Annotated in this window: 5 protein-coding genes; 2 read left to right on the top strand and 3 right to left on the bottom strand. The window is 37.1% G+C overall.

The features are described 5' to 3' along the window. Positions 1 to 51: 51 nt before the first annotated feature. Positions 52 to 336 carry a hypothetical protein gene (locus tag Q0296_RS07475; protein ID WP_298038804.1) on the top strand — a complete coding sequence of 95 codons (285 nt, stop codon included), beginning with the start codon at positions 52 to 54 and terminating at the stop codon, positions 334 to 336. Positions 337 to 354: 18 nt separating this feature from the next. Here the strand turns inward: Q0296_RS07475 and Q0296_RS07470 are convergent, their stop codons facing one another. Beyond that, complete coding sequence (locus Q0296_RS07470; protein ID WP_298038801.1) at positions 355 to 1,095, bottom strand: EI24 domain-containing protein; 741 nt, start codon at positions 1,093 to 1,095, stop codon at positions 355 to 357. Next, positions 1,092 to 1,787 (bottom strand): dUTP diphosphatase, encoded by a 696-nt coding sequence (locus tag Q0296_RS07465; protein ID WP_298038793.1) that lies wholly within the window; start codon positions 1,785 to 1,787, stop codon positions 1,092 to 1,094. Before Q0296_RS07465 ends, Q0296_RS07470 begins: the two co-directional genes overlap by 4 nt. 124 nt (positions 1,788 to 1,911) lie before the next feature. On the opposite strand from Q0296_RS07465, the gene Q0296_RS07460 reads away from it, so the two are divergent. Further along, positions 1,912 to 2,100: a hypothetical protein gene (locus Q0296_RS07460; RefSeq protein ID WP_298038790.1), complete on the top strand. Its 189-nt coding sequence runs from the start codon at positions 1,912 to 1,914 to the stop codon at positions 2,098 to 2,100. Here Q0296_RS07460 and Q0296_RS07455 read toward each other — a convergent pair. Then, on the bottom strand, positions 2,097 to 3,567 hold a 1,471-nt coding region (locus Q0296_RS07455), incomplete at its 5' end, for a bifunctional diguanylate cyclase/phosphodiesterase (protein WP_298038787.1). The genes Q0296_RS07460 and Q0296_RS07455 overlap by 4 nt on opposite strands.

Raw genomic sequence — 3,567 nt, 5'->3', positions numbered from 1 at the left:
CTATTCGTCGGCAGCGTCAGATGTGTATAAGAGACAGAGATCGAAGAGGCGATGAAGCAAATTCGCCCGCAAGTTGATGAATTTATGAAAAACGTCAAGGAAGGCGATAAGATCGCAGGTAGCAGTCAAAGCATAAGTGAGCTTTCAAACAAGATCAAGCAGATGTTGCCTGACGCAAAAGATCTGGATCACAAAAATTTCATAAATGACAATATGCTAAAAATGTTTGACGAGCTTCTAGCTCAAAATGAGGCAAACAAAAACCTATTAAGTGCGACAAAAAGGCTATTTGATACCTTGCTTGACGAGAGCAACAAACTATCTTACTACGCATAAATTTAGGGCCTTTTGGCTCTAAATTTTAACTAGCGCCTCTCTTTGATAAAAGAGGTGCGACAAGACTATCACGAAATAAAGCTGAAAAAATAGCCCAACAAGCGGCACAAGCGATATTAGATAAAACAAAAATGTAAAAGCTATAAATTTTATCCCGCCACCTTCAAGCAGCGCAAGCTCAAATTTCTCGCTATCAAGCGTGTTTGAGCCAACGTCTATTAGCAAAAGTTTATAGTAGATGTAAAAAAATGGTACGTTTATGATGAAGAAATTTAAGACTGGCACAAACAAAAGCGGCAAGCAAACAAGCAATATCCCAAGAAATTTCATGATCTCAACCATCATCACCTTTAACACTCTAGCCGTGCTAGCCTCGCTTTTAAGCACGTAGTTGTAGTGCCTTTTGTTTATCTCTTTAGCCACAACTGGCGTTAAAAAGCCAGCTACGATTAGGGCGATCACAATACTAATGATGATCGTTAAAAAGGTGCTTAAAACATAAAAAAGTATGCTAACTATCCACTTTGTAGCGCTAAAGCTTAAAATTTTAATAACTATAAAAGATAGCGTCGAGTTTGTCTCCAAAAAGGCGAAATTCTCGTTTTTAGCGCCATCGCTTAAAAGGTCAAATATCTCGCCGCCTCCCCAGATCGTAAGCCACGCAAGGCTTGCGATGCTAAGAAAAAGCGGCAATATAGATAGCGTTATAAATTTGGCTGTGAAAAAGTCTTTAAAGCCAAGGCGAAGAAGATTTATCATTTTACCTTTTTGTACTCACGCTCAAGTGCGGCGTAAATTTCATCTATCTTACTAGCGCCATTTGATAAAATTTCGCTCATCACTTCGTTATCTTCGCGTCCGTTCCAGTTTTTCTTGTAGCTTCCCTCTTTGTAGCCGTTGTTTTGGCGAAAGCGATTTAGCACGTTTTTAGCGATATAGCACTCATAAAGCGAGTATAAATTTACGCCACATTTTAAAGACATTGAGAAATAAATTTTAAAGATATCAAAGATATCATAGTCAAAGCCGCTGCACTCATGTATGAGCATCTCAACATCGTTCATGATCTCATAAATGCTCTCATCTTCAACCTTTAATGGCTCTTTGCAATAGTCACTAAAGCCACTTGACTGGCAGATATCCTCAGCCAAAGTTTCAACATCGCCAAGCTGTTTTGCCTTGTAAATTTGTAGCGCTAGGCTCATTATAAAGTGCCAGATATCGACAACCTCGATGCGTAAATTTTGCTCATCAGTCTTGGCATCTATGCTCTTCCAGTGCTTCCAAGCAAAGCTGTCGATAAGCTCGGCGCACTCCATATATATGCAACGTCTCCAGCTTATGAGTTTATTTTTATTTGTATATCCGCTCTCCCAACCAAGCCCGTTTGTCTCGTCATTTAGGCTTTGTTGCATCTTTAACATCTCTAAAATTATCGCTCTTTCATCCATTTTTTATGCCTTTTTAAATTTTGTGGATTATAACCAAAAAAAATTAATGCCTTTTACCTTGACTTAAATCATTTTAAGTATAAAATTTAACCGCTAAAATGCCAGAAATTTCAAAGGAGAAAAAATGAGAGATCAAAATTTAGTAGTTTGCAACGTCTGCGGACTAAAAAGCAGCGATGACAAAAATGCAGTTTTCATCCACGCTCACAAAAACGGCGAAGAGGTAGATATCTGCACTAGCTGTATCCCAAGCGTGATACATGGCTCAGGCATGGTCGTAAAGTCAAACGAAGAGATAAAGGCTGAAATTTAAATTTCAGCTATCATTTGAGGGTTTTGCCTCAAATGGTCTTCAAATTCAACCGCACTCATAGGCCTAGATAGCGCATATCCTTGCATCTCAGCACAATCAAGATCCTTTAAAAGATTTAAAATTTCTAAGCTCTCAACGCCCTTTGCAGTTGCTTTTAGTTTCATCGACTTTGCCAAATTTATAATGGCCGTAACTATTTGCATGTCTAGTTTGCTGTTAGCGATTTGAGAAACAAAGTCGCTTGCTATCTTTATGCGGTCGATCTTATACTTTCTAATATAGACAAATGACGTATATCCTGATCCAAAGTCATCCACACAAACATCAATGCTATTTTTGTCCAAGAGTGCAAAAATTTTATCCAGCGTCTCCTCATCGTTTTTCCAGATATCCTCGCTAAATTCAAGCTCAAAATGTCTTGGATTTAGATGGTGCGAATTTAGTGCTAACATAAAGTCATTCACAAATTTCTCAGATGTGCTTTGAATTTTAGCTACATTTATGCTTATTTTTGGGATTTTTAGCCCTTTGTTTTGCCACATGACAGCTTGTTCTATGGTTTTTGAAATACCAAGTGTGCAAATATCGTTTAAAATATCGCTGTTTAGGCTTGCTATATCCATAAACTCATTAGCTTCTTTTAGTCCATACTCTTGCGACTGCCATCTTAAAAGTGACTCTACATAGATCATTTTTGAGTTTTTTATGTCATATATCGGCTGAAAATATACCTGAAAATCATCTTGCAAATTTGCCTTTTTAAGTGCGATCTCTATGCTTGAGTTAAGGTGCATCTCACTATCGATCATATCATTATAGAGCATTGGATTTAAGACTGGATTTTGTTTGGCGTAGTACATCGCCATGTCAGCTTTTTTGATGATGGTTCTTGGGTCGCTTATATTTGTCTTATTTACAACATGTATACCAACCACACTTTTAATAGAAAAATGATACTTTTCGATTTGTATAGGTTTTTCTATGGCCTCTCTTAGTTGATAGCCAAGATTCATACGCTTTGTATGGCTATCTAGTTCCATCTTTGCAAGTACGACAAACTCATCAGCCCCAATCCTAGCGATAGTTTCTTGCCTATTGCAAACTTCTCGTATACTTTTTGCAATAGCCTTTAAAATTTTATCCCCAACTCCATGTCCATAAGAGGTATTTATATTTTTAAAGCGGCTTACGTTTATGTAATAAACTGCAATTTCTTGTTTATCCTCAAGTAAGTTGCACATACTTTTTAGCTCATTCATCAAAAAAGCTCTGTTGCCAAGAGAAGTAAGATAGTCCTTTTCAGAAACCCCCTCTAAGCTCAAATTTAACATTTCTAGCTCATTTGTTTTGCTATGTTTTTCTTTTTCTTTGCTATCGCGTAAAATTTTATCTTTCTGTAAAGCTTCATCATTTTGGTTAGAAACTCTAACGTAATAATTTACAATAGCACCGGCTACAATTACAGAT

The organism is uncultured Campylobacter sp. (genome assembly GCF_937890585.1).
GTDB lineage: Bacteria > Campylobacterota > Campylobacteria > Campylobacterales > Campylobacteraceae > Campylobacter_A.
This window is presented reverse-complemented; position numbering and strand designations above follow the sequence as displayed.

Excerpts from the sequence above, each read along its gene's own strand:
- Q0296_RS07475 (WP_298038804.1), top strand. The coding sequence starts at position 52 with ATGAAGCAAATTCGCCCGCAAGTTGATGAATTTATGAAAAACGTCAAG.
- Q0296_RS07470 (WP_298038801.1), bottom strand. The coding sequence starts at position 1,095 with ATGATAAATCTTCTTCGCCTTGGCTTTAAAGACTTTTTCACAGCCAAA.
- Q0296_RS07465 (WP_298038793.1), bottom strand. The coding sequence starts at position 1,787 with ATGGATGAAAGAGCGATAATTTTAGAGATGTTAAAGATGCAACAAAGC.
- Q0296_RS07460 (WP_298038790.1), top strand. The coding sequence starts at position 1,912 with ATGAGAGATCAAAATTTAGTAGTTTGCAACGTCTGCGGACTAAAAAGC.